This is a genomic window from Pontivivens nitratireducens (assembly GCF_011290545.1).
GTDB lineage: Bacteria > Pseudomonadota > Alphaproteobacteria > Rhodobacterales > Rhodobacteraceae > Pontivivens > Pontivivens nitratireducens.
In genome coordinates, this window is the sequence record NZ_CP049811.1 from 542,289 (window position 1) to 557,781 (window position 15,493).

The window sequence follows — 15,493 nt, forward strand, 5'->3', positions numbered from 1 at the left end:
CCCAGCCGCCCCTCCGTGAAAGCGTCGCGGGAAATATTGCTGACGTCACACGTCCTTGTTGTTGACGAGCAGTTCCGCATTCTCGGGCAGCTCGGTCACCACGCTCACGCCGTCCACGCGGATCCTCGCATGCAGCTTGAATGCCTCGGCAGCGGCAGCTTCCGCAGTAGAAACGTCGGCGCCATCCTCCAACACCAGGACGAGGCGGATCATGTCCCGATCGTTTTCACGCGTCACCACGGCCTGCGCGGCCCTGGCTCCCGGGGTGGCGATGACGACCTCCTCGACCACCCGTGGATAGACGAATATCTCACGCACCTTGACGGCCGCACCGACCCGCCCCTGCAAGGCAGAGATGCGGCTGACGCTGCCATCCTCGTTGCTTTCCAGTGCAAAGGCGCTGTCGCCTGTGCCAAACCGGATCATCGGCCATGCGGCGTCGCGCGCGGTAACCACAACCTCACCCGGTTCACCGTGAGCGACCATCGCACCGCTGACCGGATCGCAGATCTGAACCACGCGGTCGGGGTGGACCACATAGCCCTCGCCGCCATCCTCACAGGCGACAAGGCCCAGATCGGCGGTGGCATAGGCGGCCCAGGTGGACACGCCATAATCGGCTTCGATGCGGCGCCGCTTGGACATCCAGTCGCCCATTTCGCCGCCGAGGAAGGCAGTCTTCACCTTCCATGCGTCGCGACCATAGGTTTCAATCACCTTGTCAGCCAGTGTCAGGAAGAAGGCCGTCGAGGCGCAGATCGCAGTAACGCCAGTTTCAACGATGATCTGGGCCTGCAGTTCGGTATTGCCCACACCTCCCGGAATGACCGTGGCACCAGCGGCCTGTGCCGCCTCGTCAAACAGCAGCCCGGCTGGCACAAGATGGTACATCCAGGTGTTCAGGATGATGTCCCCCGCGCCCACACCGGCCGATTTGAACAGCATTTCCAGACCGTGTCCGGCGCTGCCCGAAAGGGCCGGCTCGAAGATCGGGCCGGGCGACACATAGATGCGCCCGATATCCTTCAGATCAGAGGCGAGGAACCCGCCGAAGGGTGGATTGTCCCGCTGGATCTTCAGCAGCTCTTCCTTCTTCATCACCGGCAGGCGAGTCAGATCTTCCAGCGACCTTACGGCGGCCGGATCGAATCCGGCCGCCGTAAAGCGTGATTTCAGACCCGGAGCTTTTTCAGCCCCGGCGGCATAGGCTTGAGCTATGTCTTTGTAGATATCATCAGCCATGTCTATGCCTCCCAGTCCATTCGGGTTTTAAAGCGGGCAGTCCTTGCGGAAGTTCGGCGCGCGCTTCTCGCGGTGCGACAGCACGCCTTCCTTGACGTCTTCGCCCATGAAGCCGAGCATTTCCAGCGCGGTCGAAGCATCGAAGATCGGGCCTGCCTGGCGCAGCCAGTTGTTCAGCGAATACTTGGTCCAGCGGATCGCGCTTTGCGAGCCATTCGCCAATTCGACTGCTGTATCCAGGGCGATCTGCTGCAGCTCGTCATCCTCGACACACATGGAGACCAGACCGATACGCTCTGCTTCCTCACCGGATACCGGCTTGCAGGTCATCAGGTAGTATTTCGCCTTCGCCATCGAGGTCAGCAGCGGCCAGATGATCGCCGCGACGTCACCAGCAGCCACGCCCAGGCGCGGGTGGCCATCGACGATTTTCGCGCGCTTTCCAGCGATCGAAATGTCCGCGAGCAGCGCCACGACGAGGCCCGCACCCGCAGCCGGTCCATTGATGGCCGAAATGATCGGCTTGTTGCAGTTGATGATGTTGTAGACGAGATCCTTGGCCTCTTTCCACGTCTTCATGATCTCATGCGAATTGCCCATCATGTTTTCGATCAGGCTGAAATCGCCGCCGGCCGAAAACGCTTTGCCCGCGCCGGTCACGATCACGGAGTTGATGTCGGGGTCGCGGTCGACGTCGAGCCACATATCCGTCATCTGTGTGTGGGTTTCGGCATCGACGGAGTTGAAGGACTCGGGCCGGTCGAAGGTGATGCGCAGGACGCGATCCGCCGGGTAGTCAAACTTCAACTTGTTGTATTTTGCATAACGGTCAGACATATTTTTTCCTCTGCTAGATCTTGTTATGGGTTCAGCCCGGCAGTCCGAGGACGGCCTTGGACAGGATGTTGCGTTGAATCTCGTTCGAGCCACCGTAGATCGTCGTTGGCCGTGCCTTGTAAAAGCTCGACAGAACGTCCACGCCGACATTGCCGACCTGAAGCGGTCCAATCGTTCCGCCATCGGGGCCGGCAGCCTCGATCATCAATTCGGTGATCCGCTGAAAACACTCGGTCACCCAGATTTTCAGCATCGAGACATCCGCGCCCAGCGTTTCGCCACGCTTTAGCTGATCCGCGAAACGGGAATAAAGCGCAGCGTGATCCTCAACGTCGAGCGCGGCCTGCGCAAAGCGGTCCCGGAAAACCGGATCGTCGAAGGCGCCGCGCCCACGGGCGAAGCTTTCAAGCTGACCAAGCGCGTTCTGGGCCAGGCTCGGGGAACCGATGAAAATGCGCTCGAAACTCAAGAGCGCCTTGGCCATCGTCCAGCCCTTGTTCAGCTCACCGACAAGGTTTTTCTGCGGCGTGCGGGCATTGTCGAAGAAGACCTCGCAAAACTCAGTTTCACCCGACAGCGTCGTGATCGTACGCACGTCAACGCCGGGCTGATCCATCGGCGCAAGCAGGAAACTGATGCCCTGCTGCTTTCTGGGCGTGTCAGGATCGGTACGCACCAGCATGAAGATATGCGTCGCGTCATGCGCCATCGTCGTCCAGATCTTCTGGCCGTTGATGACGAAATCATCGCCGTCAGCCTCAGCGCGGGTGCGCAGGTTGGCCAGATCCGAACCGGCACCCGGCTCCGAATAGCCCTGACACCAGATGTCCTCGCAGCTCAGGATACGCGGAAGCCAATAGTCCTTCTGTTCCTGAGTGCCGAACTTGATGATCAGCGGGCCGACCATCTGCACACCCATGTCGCGCCCGCGGTTCACGCCCCAACGTTGCTGTTCTTCGTAGAAGATCAGCAGCTTGGCCGCGCTCAGCCCCATACCGCCATATTCGGCGGGCCATGCCGGTGCGACCCAGCCCTTGGCGTGAAGCTTGCGATGCCAATGTTCGATTTCGGCAAATTTCGGTCGGTGCGGCAGATGGCGCAGCTCTTCGGGATATTCCGCCTCGAAGAACTGGCGCACTTCCTTGCGGAACTCTGCATCGCTCATGGCGTTCCAGTCGGTCATTATGCTGCCCCCTCTTCTTCTCTCGCGTCGAACCAGACCCGACGGTGATAGGCGTCGTCGCCCAGCCAGGCCGAGAGCACCAGCGCCCGGTTCAGGTAAAGTCCAATATCGAACTCGTCGGTATAGCCGACCGCCCCGTGCAACTGGATGGCGTCGCGGGTGATCTTCTTGGCGGCGGAGACCGCACGCGCCTTGGCGCGGCTGGCCAGTCGGGCCCGTGTCTTCGGATCGGTTTCGTGGTCCATCTGAGCCAGGACTTCGCGCACGCCCGCCTGTGCAACCTCACGCATGACATGAAGGTCAACGGCGCGGTGCTGAATGACCTGGAACGAACCGATGGGCTTGTCGAATTGCTCCCGCGTCTTGATGTAGTCCAGCGTGATTTCAAAGGCGCGATCGCTCAGGCCGACCAGTTCCGCCGCGGCGAGCGCCGTGGCATCGTTGACCGCTTCGTTGAGCGCGTCCTGAACCGCTGGACCCTCGGCCAGTTGTTCCGCCGGGGTTTCCGAGAATGAAAGCTCACCCATGACACTGCCATCGGCCTGCGTTTTCTTCTCAATGGAAAGCATGTTCGCCTTGACATCCGCGAGCACGAGAACCGGCCCGGAATCTCCTTCGGCCAGAACCAGAAATCCATCGGCACCGTCCGCGCCGACCACCCAGGCCTTACCGCCGGTCAGCTTGCCATCCGCATAACGGCAGCTTGCCTCGGCCGGGCCACCGTTCGGCCCACGCTCCTGCCAGGCCACCGCCAGGACGGTTTCACCGCCAACAATCTGCCCGACCTTCTCATGATCGGGGCACAGGCGGCGCAGAAGTCCGAGGCTCAGCCCAACTGTCACCACCACCGGTTCGGGGGCAATCACACGGCCGACTTCCTCGGCGATGACGCCGCCGGCGGCCAGGCCCATGCCCAGGCCGCCGTTTTCCTCGGGTACGGTCACGCCGAAAACGCCCGCCTCCGCCAGTTCACGGATCATGGCTGCGTCCCAGCCGCCACCGGCATCGCGCAATTTTCTGGATCGTCCACTGCCGCCGGCGCGCTCAAACAGGATGCGCGCGCTTTCACGCAGCAGGCGAAGGTCTTCTTGGTCACTGGAAAGCATATCAGTCTGTGTCATTTTGTTTTCGCCGGATCATGACGGGAGTATCGGTCGTGAAGACGATTTCGCCGTCGGGGTTTTTCGCGCTGAGCGTATAGTGCAGAACACCTCGGTCGGGCTTGCTCTTGGACGGAGTGATGGAATTCACGGTCAATTCGACGTCGAGGGGTTCATTTGGCCGAACGGGTCGCAACCAGCGCAGCGTGTCGAAGCCGATGCCCCCGATATTGGCAACATCGACCATCATTTCGGTCATGACAGGCTTGAAAACCTCAAGCATGGTCTGAAAGCCCGACGCGATCAGACCGCCGTGAACGGTGGCGGCATAATCCTCATCGGTATGAAGCCGTTGCGGGTCCCACTCCTGCGCGAATGACTTTATCGCCTCCGCGCTCATCGGATCGCTGCGGAAGTGAAAGACCTGGCCGGGGTGGAAATCATCGAGATATTTCAAGATGCTCCCTCCTTGGAGAAACCAGCATCGTATCCGCTCGAATCCTTGGCAATGCGCACGCGGTTGAACTCCTCCAGTTTTGGATAGGTTTCCCTGAAGGCCACCAGGAACTCCTCCATCGGGGCGTCAACATACAGCCCCCGGTCGTTCACATATTCCATGTGGCGATGGTCCTGTTCGTCGAATTCGTGGAACAGGGCATCGTTATATCCATCAAAGACCAGCGGCTTGACGCCGAACCGGTCGCACAGCTCCATGTTGAAGGCAGGCGTGACCTTGTAGGGCTTACCGTCCAGCCACAGTTGAACGTAGCCGTGATAGATAAACAGGTCGGTGCCCATAAGCTCCTGCAGCTTGGGCGTATTCAGGTGATTTCGCACATCCGCGAAGCCCAGCGCGGCGGGAATGCCGACGGCGCGCAGACAGGCCGCGAGGAGGATCGCCTTGGGCACACAGAACGCGGCTTCCGCCTTGGCAATTCGACTGGCGCGGTAGGAATCCTCATCCAGTGCGAAGCAATAGGGATCATAGCGAATGTTATCGCGGACCGCCTCAAACAGGCGAATCGCCTTGTCCCGGCTGGACGCATCCTCGGGAAGGCCACGCAATGCGGAAGACACGAAAGCCTGCACCTCGGGGCTGTCGCTTTCCACGAATCGGGCCGGCATGTCATAGCGTTCGCCATCTGCCGTTGGGTCATCTTTCGAATCCGCCATTGGGTCCTCCCTTTTCTAACAAGTGTTAGATTACTGATTGAATACCTGCACGTCAACGAATTTCATTCCGCGCCACCCGAATCCAGCCCATAGCGGGCATTGTCTTCCCCCAGCGCGGCGGCCCGTTCGGAAGCACCCGCAGGCGTCCGAAATGCCGGCGCGATCGGCAGCGGAAGGGCGGGGACCTCCCGACCGGAAATGTTCAGCTTCCGCCCGAATATGCCACGGGCGTTGAAATGCGGATCGGCGGCAGCTTCGGCGGGAGTTTTCACCACCGAACAACAACAATCCGCCGCCGCCAGCAACGGTGCCCAATACGTCGATGGCTGACTGGCCAGACGGCGGGCAACCTCCGCAGAACAGGCGGCGGGATCGCTCCAGTCGTCACGAAGCTCCTCAGGTTGTTCGATCACATCGCAGAAGGCCTGCCAGAATTTTTCCTCCAGCGCGCCCACCGCGATCTGCCGACCGTCCGAAGCGGAATAGAGCCGGTAGCGGGCAAGACCGCCGGTCAGACGGCTGGCGCCACTGCCGATATCCTGCCCGGCGATAACGCCCTGCGCATGTGCCCAATAGGCGAAGGCGAAGGCGCCCTCGGACATCGCAATGTCGAGGTGAGTCCCCTCGTTGGTCTGTTGCCGCGCCATCAGGGCTAGGAGGATGTTGACCACCGCAGGATAGGTGCCCCCGCCAATGTCCGCGACCAGCCCGAACGGTGTCGTTGGCTGGTCCTGAGGCCCCCGGCTCAACGACAGAATCCCCGCATCGCCGACATAGTTCATATCATGGCCCGCAACGCTGGCCTTCGGTCCGGTCTGGCCGTAGCCGGTGATCGAACAATAGACGATTTGCGGATTGATCGCGCGCACCGCCTCATATCCCAGCCCCAGCCGCTCCATCACTCCGGGGCGAAACTGCTCCACCAGAACATCGGCCTTTTCAAGCAAGGGGCGCAGCGCATCGACAGCGCCCTTTGATTTGAGGTCGATGGCAACGGAGCGTTTGCCCTTGTTCAAAACGGCAAAGCCGATGCTCTCACCCTCGATCCTGGGGGCTGTGGCGCGAGCGTCCTCGCCTGTTCCGGGACGCTCGAACTTGATTACCTCCGCCCCGGCCTCGGCGAGCATGAGAGTCGCCATCGGCCCGGGAAGAAGCGTGCTGAAATCCAGCACCATGATATCCTTGAGAGGTTGAATCATACCTTCGCCCTAAGCAAAGCGCGCCGCCCCGTTGTTCAGGACCACCACGTCGCGGTCGGGAACCGAAGCACGGAACCGGGCCTCGCCGCCTTCCTCCCAGATTTCGAACCGCACGGTTTCCCCCGGATAGACCGGAGCGGAGAACCGCACGTCCAGCCCGACAAGCCGGGCGGCATCATAATCGAGAGACGTCTTGAGGATCGCCCGCGCCGCCAGACCATAGGTCGCCAGACCATGCAGGATCGGCCGGTCGAACCCGACGGACCGGGCGACATCCGGGTCCGCATGAAGCGGGTTATAATCACCGCTGAGGCGATAGATCAGCGCCTGACGCGGCAGCGTCTCGATATCGCAAACATGGTCGGGGGCCCGATCAGGCAGCACAGCGGGGGCCGGGCCCGCCTTGTTTTCACCGCCGAACCCGCCATCGCCCCGGCAAAAGGCCGACATCGCGACGCGCGCCAGCTTTTCACCGCTGTCCGCGTCGATGATCTCGCGGCTTTGATAGATGACGGCGCCCTTGCCCTCACCCTTGTCCGAGATGAAGTCGATCTTGCTGCGGCCGATGATGTTGGCGTTCACGGGCAGCGGCTTGTAGATATCCAGCCACTGTTCGCCGTGCAGAACTTTCTGCCAGTTCACCCCGGTCTTTGGATTGCGCAGCCAGAACCCCGGATATCCCAGCGTGACCGCCATCGAGGGAACCGCCTTCAGGCCGTCCTCGTAAACAAAGGCCAGTTCCTTCTTGTCGGTCGGATCCTCACCGAATCCCAGGCCCAGCGCGTACAGGATAGTATCCCGCTGAGTCAGCGTCTGCTGGATTTCCTCGAAATCCCAGTCTGAAAGTGCTTCGAAATCCAATGGCATAATCTTTCCTCCCTTGATCCTCGTCAGAGCGTGGCTTGCGATCCCAGAATGGCCGTGACCTGGCTGGACAATACACCGCCGTTGCCGTGTGCCAGTGCCAGATCGACATTGTTCAACTGAATACCGGGCGCGTCGCCGCGGATCTGACGGGTCGCCTCGATTATGGTGAAGATACCGTACATGCCGGGGTGCACGCAGGACAAACCCCCGCCATTCGTATTCACCGGCAAAACGCCGCCGGGCGCGATACGTCCACCTTCGACAAAGGCCCCGCCCTCGCCCTTGGCACAAAAACCGAGGTCTTCGAGGAACAGAATGGTGTTTATGGTGAAGGCGTCATACAGCTCGACCGCCTGGATATCCTCCGGCGACACGCCCGCCGCCGCAAAGGCGCGCTTGCCCGATTCGCGGGCGGCGGTCACGGTGAAATCCTTCATCTGCGAAATCTGTCTGTGAGAGCTTTCGGCAGCACTGCCCAGCACATAGACCGGCGGCTTGGGGAAATCCCGCGCGCGATCGGCCCGGACCATCACGACCGCACCGCCACCATCGGTCACCAGACAGCAATCCCGCACCGTCAGCGGATCCCCGACCATGCGCGCGCCCAACACGTCCTCGCGGGTCAACGGGCCGCGCTGGAACGCTTCGGGGTTGTGCTGCGCCCAGGCCCGGGCAGAAACCGCCACATCCGCCAGCTGTTCGCGCGTGGTGCCGTATTCATGCATGTGCCGTGCCGCAGCCATCGCATATGCGGAAATCGGATAGCGCGGATTATACGGCGCCTCATAGGCCGGCGGGCGCGAGGCCGTCACCAGCTTGCCCGAGGCCGTGCGTTGGTTGGAGCCATAGACGATCAGCGCGACATCGCACAGACCGGCCTCCAGCGCCATGGTCGCGGATGTCAGATAGTTCACGAAGGACGAGCCGCCGGTCATGGTGCCATCCATGAAGCGTGGCTGGATGCCCAGATATTCGGCCGCCATCAGCGCCGGCATGCTGTCTTCCATCATGGTGCAGAACAGCCCGTCCACGTCAGACAGCTTCAGCCCGGCATCGCCAAGCGCCGCAAGCGCCGATTGCGCCATGACGTCATAGGCCGTCAGACCATGCGCCTCACCAAAACCGGCATGGCCGGTGCCCACGATCGCGGATTTTCCCCGAAGTTCACTGGTCATGCTTATCCCTCCACCGGTTTGAACAGCACGGCCGGGGCCCCCTCGGCCTCGCCCACGAAAGCGGTTACCGGCATGTCGATGACGACATCTGCGGGCGCGATGCCTTCCACCCGACTCATCATGCGCACACCCTCGTCGAGCTCGATAACGCAGACGTTGTAGTCGCCGCCTCGTTCGGGCTTTTGCCGCACGACAGTGGTGGTATGAACCCGGCCGGTGCCGCTGGCACGTTCCCACGAGATTGCGGCCCCATGACAGTGCGGGCACAGAACCCTGGGAAAGAAGTGAAACGCCCCGCAATCATCGCATTTGGGTAGCAGGATTTCATTGTTGGCCAGTGCGCGCTGAAAAATCTGGTCTGGTGCGGTGGCGTTCGGCACTTGCGGTCTCCTTCGCGTCTTCGGATTTCCGGGTAAGCGTGTTGATATAATTTCTAACATTTGTTAGATTTCGTCAAGTCCTTAGCATCACCTGCGAGAAACACATGTCAGACACAAATTCATCGCCTCTTTCCGGCAAACTGGTTATCGCGCTCGAACAGGCGGTGGCCGCCCCATTCTGCTCGTCACGGCTGGCCGATGCCGGGGCTCGGGTGATCAAGGTGGAACGCAAGGGCGCAGGCGATTTTGCGCGCGCCTACGACTCTGCCGCCAATGGCGAAAGTGCCTATTTCACGTGGTTGAACCGGGGCAAGGAATCCATCGCGCTGGATATCAAGTCCGAGGAAGACCAGGCGATTTTGTTGGAAATGCTGGAAACCGCCGATGTGTTTATCCAGAATCTGCTGCCCGGTGCGTTGAAGAAACTGGGCCTCGATTCGGCCACTCTGCGGCAGAAGTTCCCCCGCCTCGTGACCTGCGACATCACCGGCTACGGTGAGGATGGCCCCATGCAAAACGCCAAGGCCTATGACCTGTTGGTGCAATGCGAGAGCGGGCTGGCCTCGGTCACCGGCACGCCGGACGGGCCGGGCCGGGTTGGCGTTTCAGTCTGCGATATCGCCACCGGCATGACGGCCCACGCCGGCATCTGCGAGGCCCTGATCGCGCGCGATCAAACCGGCAAGGGACGCGGTGTTTCGGTGGCGATGTTCGACGTGATGGCCGATTGGATGGCCGTCCCGCTGCTGTATCACGACTACCTTGGAAAACCGACGCCGCGCGTCGGGCTGAACCACACGGTCATCTGCCCTTATGGCGCCTACAAATGCCGCGATGGGCAGCTTGTCGTCATCGCGGTGCAACATTCGGGGGAATGGGTAAGGTTCTGCGAACTCATTCTGGGCGACTCGAATCTGGCCACGGATCCGCGCTTTCACGACAATACCTCACGTCTGCACCACAAGCAGGAATTGGAAATCCTCATCAACGCGGTGTTTTCCTCCCATGATCGTGCCGAGATGCTGAAGCGGCTCGATGCTGCGGGCATTGCGTTCGGGGCGGTGAACGATGTCGCATCTCTGTCCAGCCATCCGCAGCTTGACCGATCCAGCGTCGCCACGCCTTCTGGTGAGATCAACGTCCCCACGCCCCCGATTCGGCGCAGCGGGGTCGAAACCTCACTCGGGCCCTGCCCGGCACTCGATGCCGACGGTGAAGCCATCCGCGCAGAGTTCGCGCCGCGCACACAAGAAGGGCCACGTACGTAAATGACTGTCGAGAAAAAGCCCGCGATCCTTGATGGGGTCAGGATCATTGACCTGACCTCGGTGGTTTTTGGTCCCTTGGCCACCCAGATGCTGGGCGATCTCGGTGCCGATGTGATCAAGGTCGAAGGCCCCGAGGGCGATCTGCTGCGCAACGTCCAGCCATCGCAGAACAAGCAGATGGGCGCGGCCTTCCTGGGCAGCAACCGTAACAAGCGCAGTGTCGTGATCGACCTAAAGTCGCAGGACGGTCGCGATCAGTTGCGCAAGCTGCTGGCCGATGCGGATGTGATGATTTCGAGCATCCGGCCCGCCGCGCTCGCCAGATTGTCCCTCGATCCGGAAACTTTGCGGCGGGAAAATCCAAGCCTGATTACGGTCGCCGCGACCGGCTATGGCCAGGACGGACCCTATGCCGCCAAACCCGCATTCGACGACATCGTCCAGTCAGTTTCGGGCCTGGCCAGTCTGGCGACATTGCGCGATCCCAACGACGCACCCGCCTATGCGCCGACCATCCTCGCGGACAAGCTCGGTGGCGTAACCGCCGCCTATGCGGTCATGGCGGCCCTGTTTCATCGGGAACGTACGGGTGAGGCCCAGCATGTCGAGGTTCCGATGTTTGAAACGCTGACATCGTTTCTGCTGGCCGAACATCTGGATGGCGCCACCTTCGAAGAAACCCCGCAGGATTTCGGCTATGACCGCATGCTGGTGCCACACCGGCGCCCGGTTCGAACCGCGGATGGCTATATCACGATTTTGCCCTACACCAATCTGCAATGGGCCCGCTTCTTCAAGGCGGTCGGGCGCGATGACATGGTTGACCACATATGGGTCACCGACATGGCCGCGCGCAGCCGCAATATCGGGGCGGTCTACGATATGGTCGCGCAGGTGGCGCTGACACGAACAACCGAAGAATGGCTCACCCTGACGGAGGAAGCCGACATTCCTGCCATGCCGGTGCGCAATCTGGCGGATCTGCCCGGCGACCCGCATCTGGCCGCGACCGGTTTTTTCCAGCGGATCGAACATCCCTCCGAGGGGCCGATCTGGACGACCCGGCCGCCTGTCCGATTTTCCGCGACCCCGGCCCGCCACGATCATCGCCCTGCCCCCCGCCTGGGGGAGCATACCGAGGAAATCCTCGGCAAGGACGATGACTAGGGTCGATGATTAGGGACGTTCCCCTCAGACATCCATCGAACGGGCGATAAGTTCCTTCATGATTTCGTTGGTGCCGCCATAGATCATCTGGACCCGGCTGTCCGCGTACAAGCGGGCAATCGGGAATTCCATCATGAAGCCGTAGCCGCCATGCAATTGCAGACACTCGTGCATGACCTCGTTCTGGGTCTGGCTGCCCCACCATTTCGCCATCGACGCCGTGGCTGCATCCAGCTCACCCACCTCCAGCCGCGCGATGCCATCATTGACGAAGCTGCGCAGCAACTCGGCCTTGGTCTTGCATTCCGCCAGCTTGAAGCGAGTGTTCTGGAAATCCATGATCCGGTTGCCAAAGGCCTTGCGGTCCTGGACGTATTTCACCGTCTCGTTGATGGCGAAGTCGATGAAGCCGAGCGCGGTGATACCGATCATCAGCCGTTCCCACGGCAACTGTTTCATCAGCTGATAGAACCCCTGGCCTTCCTCCGGGCCAAGCAGGTTCGCGGTCGGGACGCGCACGTCCTCGAAAAACAACTCGGCCGTGTCCGAACCTTTCATGCCCAGCTTTTTCAGGTTCCGTCCGCGACGGAAACCCTCGGCATCCTCGGTTTCCAGAACGATGAGCGAAACGCCCTTCGCACCCGCGCTCCGATCGGTCTTGGCCACCACAACGATGAGATCGGCGGTATGGCCGTTGGTGATGAAGATCTTCGAGCCGTTGATCTTGTAATGGTTGCCGTCCTTTTCCGCGTGGGTCTGGACGTTCTGAAGGTCCGAACCCGTTCCCGGCTCGGTCATGGCGATTGCCGCCACGCTGTCGCCGCTGATCAGACGCGGCAACCACTTTTTCTTTTGTTCTTCACTGCCATAGGCATTGATGTAGTGGATGACGATGGTCTGGATTCCATAGCCCCATCCGGTGTCACCCGTAAGGCCCTGCTCGTAAACAGTAATCGAATCGAACCCGATGCCGCCGCCGAACCCGCCATATGCCTCGTCGATTGAACCGCCCATGACGCCTTGTTTGCCGACCGTCCGCCAGAATTCGCGATCGACGATGCCTTGCTCGGCCCATTTGTCGACATTCGGTGCCATTTCGGCATCGAAGAGCTTACGGGTACTTTCCGCAAACATCTTGTGTTCATCGGTGGCCCAGGCGGGGGAATTCTTGATCAGGGACATGTTGCCATCCTACGGAGCGTTGCACGCATTTCAGGAAATCTAACAAGTGTTCTGTTTCCTGACAACGGCCCACAACCCCGTGTGACGGTGCGTCATGTTCTGCCCTGACTGCGCCCCAAACGCAAAAGGCCCGCCGATATGGCGGGCCTTTAAACTGATGCTCGGTGGTTGTTCGGCCCCCGTATCCTAGAGTTTCTCAGTCAACTCCGGCAGAGCCTGGAACAGATCCGCGACCAGACCGTAATCCGCGACCTGGAAGATCGGGGCCTCTTCGTCCTTGTTGATCGCGACGATGATCTTCGAATCCTTCATGCCCGCCAGATGCTGGATCGCGCCTGAGATACCAGCCGCGATGTAGAGGTTCGGCGCGACGACCTTACCGGTCTGTCCGACCTGCCAGTCATTCGGAGCATAGCCACTGTCAACCGCCGCGCGCGATGCGCCAACGGCGGCACCCAGCTTGTCGGCCAGCTTCTCGATCAGGGCGAAGTCTTCTTCGGAGCCGACACCACGACCGCCGGACACGACAATTCCAGCCGATGTCAGATCAGGGCGATCACTCTCGGCGACCTTGTCCTCCACCCAGGAGGACAGACCCGGATCGGCGGTGACGCCAACGGTCTCAACCGGGGCGGACCCACCTTCGCCTGCGGCATCGAAGGTAGATGTCCGGAAGGTGATGACCTTCTTGGCATCCTTGGACTTCACGGTCTGAACCGCGTTACCGGCATAGATCGGGCGCTCGAACGTATCGGCATCGACCACGCCCGAAGCGTCGGAAATCACCATCACATCCAGCAGGGCCGCCACACGAGGCATGACGTTTTTCGCATCTGTCGTGGCGGGGGCAACGATGTGCTCGTAATCATCCGCCAGGCTGACGATCAGCGCTGCCGTGGCTTCCGCCAGGCGGTGGCCCAGAGAGGCATCTTCGGCCACCAGAACCTTGGCCACACCGTCAATCTTCGCCGCGGCATCACCCGCAGCAGCAGCAGATGCGCCGGCGACCAGAACCGTCACATCACCCAGCTTCTCGCACGCCGCTACAGCCTTGGCCGTGGCATCCATCGCCAGATTGCCGTCAGTTACTTCCGCAAGGAGTAGAACAGCCATTACACAGCCCCCGCTTCTTTGAGTTTCGCGATCAGCTCATCAACGGAACCGACAGTAATGCCAGCCACACGCTCCGCCGGCTCCGCCGTCTTCACGATTTCCAGCCGGTTGGCGACATCGACGCCGTAATCGGAAGCTGACTTTTCTTCCAACGGCTTCTTCTTCGCCTTCATTATGTTGGGCAGGGACGCATAGCGCGGCTCGTTCAGGCGCAAATCGACCGTGATGACGGTGGGCATGGAAACCTCGATGGTCTGCAATCCGCCGTCCACTTCGCGCGTGACCTTCGCCTTGTCGCCCGCGATCTCAACCTCCGATGCGAATGTCGCCTGCGACCACCCCATCAGCGCGGCCAGCATCTGGCCCGTCGCATTCATGTCGTTGTCGATGGCCTGCTTGCCGCAGAGCACGAGCCCGGGCTGTTCCTCATCCACAATCGCCTTGAGGATCTTGGCAACGGCCAGCGGCTCGATATCGTTGTGTACGTCGTCGGAGGCCACAACCAGAATGGCGCGATCCGCCCCCATGGCCAGGGCCGTGCGCAGGGTTTCCTGCGACTGCTTGACACCGATGGACACGACGACGACCTCATCGGCCTGACCGGCTTCCTTCAAGCGGATCGCCTGCTCGACCGATATTTCGTCGAACGGGTTCATCGACATCTTTACGTTCGCAAGATCAACACCCGTGCCGTCCGCTTTGACGCGAACTTTCACGTTGTAATCGATAACGCGTTTGACAGGTACAAGCACCTTCATGGGCGTTACTCTCCTTAAGTTATTGATGTTTTTCGACCATAGTGGCGGTCATTGCTTAGCGATCTTTGAACTCGGGCTTTCTCTTGCCTGAAAACGCCTTCATCGCTTCGGGGAAATCATGGGCGCACAACAGGACGCTTTGCGCATCGCGCTCGATGTCCAGTGCCTCCAGATAGCTGCTCTCGGCGGTGCTGCGCATCACCCGCTTTGCGGTCTGTACGCCGAACATCGGATGCTGGGCGATCTCGTTTGCGATCTCAAGCGCGCGCTCCTCGACCCGGTCGGCCGGAACGCATTCTTCCACGACGCGCAGATCCTTGGCGGTGCGCCCGTCGATCTCACGCCCTGTAAGGACCAGCATCCGGGCCACCCCGGCTCCGGCACGTTGCTGAAGCAGCCAGCTCGAACCGGTATCGGGGCATCCGCCGACGCGGGCAAAGACTTCACACAGTCGCGCATCCTCGGCGGCGACGACAATATCCGCCGACAGGGCAAGGCTCAGACCGGCACCAAAGGCGACGCCGCAGACGGCGGAAATCAGTGGCTTGCGAAAGAAATACGCCGCCCGCCCGCCGTCGTGAACCCTATCGACCATCTCGGAGGTCGCTCTGGCACCCTTGGCGATTTCATCCTGGAACCCGACCAGATCGCCGCCGCTGCTGAAATGGTCACCGCCGGTCATGACCACGACACGGATCGCATCGTCGCGGTCAGCTTCCTTCAGAAGCGCCACCAAGTCATCGACGAACTCGACACTGTAAGGATTGCGTTTCCCCGGCTGTACAAACCGCAGGACGCCGATCGGGCCGTTCCGTTCCAGGCGAATGTGTTCGGTCATTGCAGGTTCCC

At 60.9% G+C, this 15,493-nt stretch carries 16 protein-coding genes; 2 read left to right on the top strand and 14 right to left on the bottom strand.

Features of this window, described 5'->3' with window-relative positions:
- Positions 1–45: 45 nt before the first annotated feature.
- The 10 genes from G8E03_RS02620 to G8E03_RS02665 form a co-directional block, all read right to left on the bottom strand.
- Positions 46–1,242 (bottom strand): phenylacetate--CoA ligase family protein, encoded by a 1,197-nt coding sequence (locus tag G8E03_RS02620; RefSeq protein ID WP_240910399.1) that lies wholly within the window; start codon positions 1,240–1,242, stop codon positions 46–48.
- A gap of 27 nt (positions 1,243–1,269) precedes the next feature.
- Positions 1,270–2,079: an enoyl-CoA hydratase/isomerase family protein gene (locus G8E03_RS02625; RefSeq protein ID WP_166188371.1), complete on the bottom strand. Its 810-nt coding sequence runs from the start codon at positions 2,077–2,079 to the stop codon at positions 1,270–1,272.
- 31 nt (positions 2,080–2,110) lie between these two features.
- Positions 2,111–3,262 (bottom strand): acyl-CoA dehydrogenase family protein, encoded by a 1,152-nt coding sequence (locus G8E03_RS02630; protein ID WP_166188373.1) that lies wholly within the window; start codon positions 3,260–3,262, stop codon positions 2,111–2,113.
- Positions 3,262–4,368: an acyl-CoA dehydrogenase family protein gene (locus tag G8E03_RS02635; protein ID WP_240910400.1), complete on the bottom strand. Its 1,107-nt coding sequence runs from the start codon at positions 4,366–4,368 to the stop codon at positions 3,262–3,264. Before G8E03_RS02635 ends, G8E03_RS02630 begins: the two co-directional genes overlap by 1 nt.
- A gap of 1 nt (position 4,369) precedes the next feature.
- Positions 4,370–4,819, bottom strand: coding sequence for a MaoC family dehydratase (locus G8E03_RS02640; RefSeq protein WP_166188378.1), 450 nt, complete (start codon positions 4,817–4,819; stop codon positions 4,370–4,372).
- Positions 4,816–5,535, bottom strand: a complete 720-nt coding sequence (locus G8E03_RS02645) for a transglutaminase-like domain-containing protein (protein ID WP_166188380.1) — start codon at positions 5,533–5,535, stop codon at positions 4,816–4,818. The genes G8E03_RS02640 and G8E03_RS02645 overlap by 4 nt, the downstream gene beginning before the upstream one ends.
- A gap of 62 nt (positions 5,536–5,597) precedes the next feature.
- Positions 5,598–6,734, bottom strand: coding sequence for a CaiB/BaiF CoA transferase family protein (locus tag G8E03_RS02650; protein ID WP_166188383.1), 1,137 nt, complete (start codon positions 6,732–6,734; stop codon positions 5,598–5,600).
- Positions 6,735–6,743: 9 nt separating this feature from the next.
- The gene (locus tag G8E03_RS02655) at positions 6,744–7,601 is read right to left on the bottom strand and encodes a MaoC/PaaZ C-terminal domain-containing protein (RefSeq protein WP_185804109.1); all 858 of its coding nucleotides are present in this window, start codon (positions 7,599–7,601) and stop codon (positions 6,744–6,746) included.
- A gap of 23 nt (positions 7,602–7,624) precedes the next feature.
- Positions 7,625–8,776: a thiolase gene (locus G8E03_RS02660; protein ID WP_166188385.1), complete on the bottom strand. Its 1,152-nt coding sequence runs from the start codon at positions 8,774–8,776 to the stop codon at positions 7,625–7,627.
- Positions 8,777–8,778: 2 nt separating this feature from the next.
- Positions 8,779–9,156, bottom strand: a complete 378-nt coding sequence (locus G8E03_RS02665) for a Zn-ribbon domain-containing OB-fold protein (RefSeq protein ID WP_240910401.1) — start codon at positions 9,154–9,156, stop codon at positions 8,779–8,781.
- 104 nt (positions 9,157–9,260) lie between these two features.
- Between G8E03_RS02665 and G8E03_RS02670 the strand changes: the two genes are divergently transcribed.
- Positions 9,261–10,424, top strand: a complete 1,164-nt coding sequence (locus G8E03_RS02670) for a CaiB/BaiF CoA transferase family protein (protein WP_166188389.1) — start codon at positions 9,261–9,263, stop codon at positions 10,422–10,424.
- Positions 10,425–11,591 (top strand): CaiB/BaiF CoA transferase family protein, encoded by a 1,167-nt coding sequence (locus tag G8E03_RS02675; RefSeq protein ID WP_166188391.1) that lies wholly within the window; start codon positions 10,425–10,427, stop codon positions 11,589–11,591.
- A gap of 24 nt (positions 11,592–11,615) precedes the next feature.
- Here G8E03_RS02675 and G8E03_RS02680 read toward each other — a convergent pair whose 3' ends face one another.
- From G8E03_RS02680 to G8E03_RS02695, 4 genes are all read right to left on the bottom strand, one after another.
- On the bottom strand, positions 11,616–12,773 hold the full coding sequence (locus tag G8E03_RS02680; protein ID WP_166188393.1) for an acyl-CoA dehydrogenase family protein: 1,158 nt from the start codon (positions 12,771–12,773) through the stop codon (positions 11,616–11,618).
- Between the two features lie 186 nt (positions 12,774–12,959).
- Entirely contained in the window at positions 12,960–13,886 is a 927-nt protein-coding gene (locus G8E03_RS02685; protein ID WP_166188395.1) for an electron transfer flavoprotein subunit alpha/FixB family protein, read from the bottom strand.
- Positions 13,886–14,644, bottom strand: a complete 759-nt coding sequence (locus tag G8E03_RS02690; protein WP_166188398.1) for an electron transfer flavoprotein subunit beta/FixA family protein — start codon at positions 14,642–14,644, stop codon at positions 13,886–13,888. Before G8E03_RS02690 ends, G8E03_RS02685 begins: the two co-directional genes overlap by 1 nt.
- A 55-nt stretch (positions 14,645–14,699) precedes the next feature.
- Positions 14,700–15,482, bottom strand: coding sequence for an enoyl-CoA hydratase/isomerase family protein (locus tag G8E03_RS02695; RefSeq protein ID WP_166188400.1), 783 nt, complete (start codon positions 15,480–15,482; stop codon positions 14,700–14,702).
- Positions 15,483–15,493 lie beyond the last annotated feature (11 nt).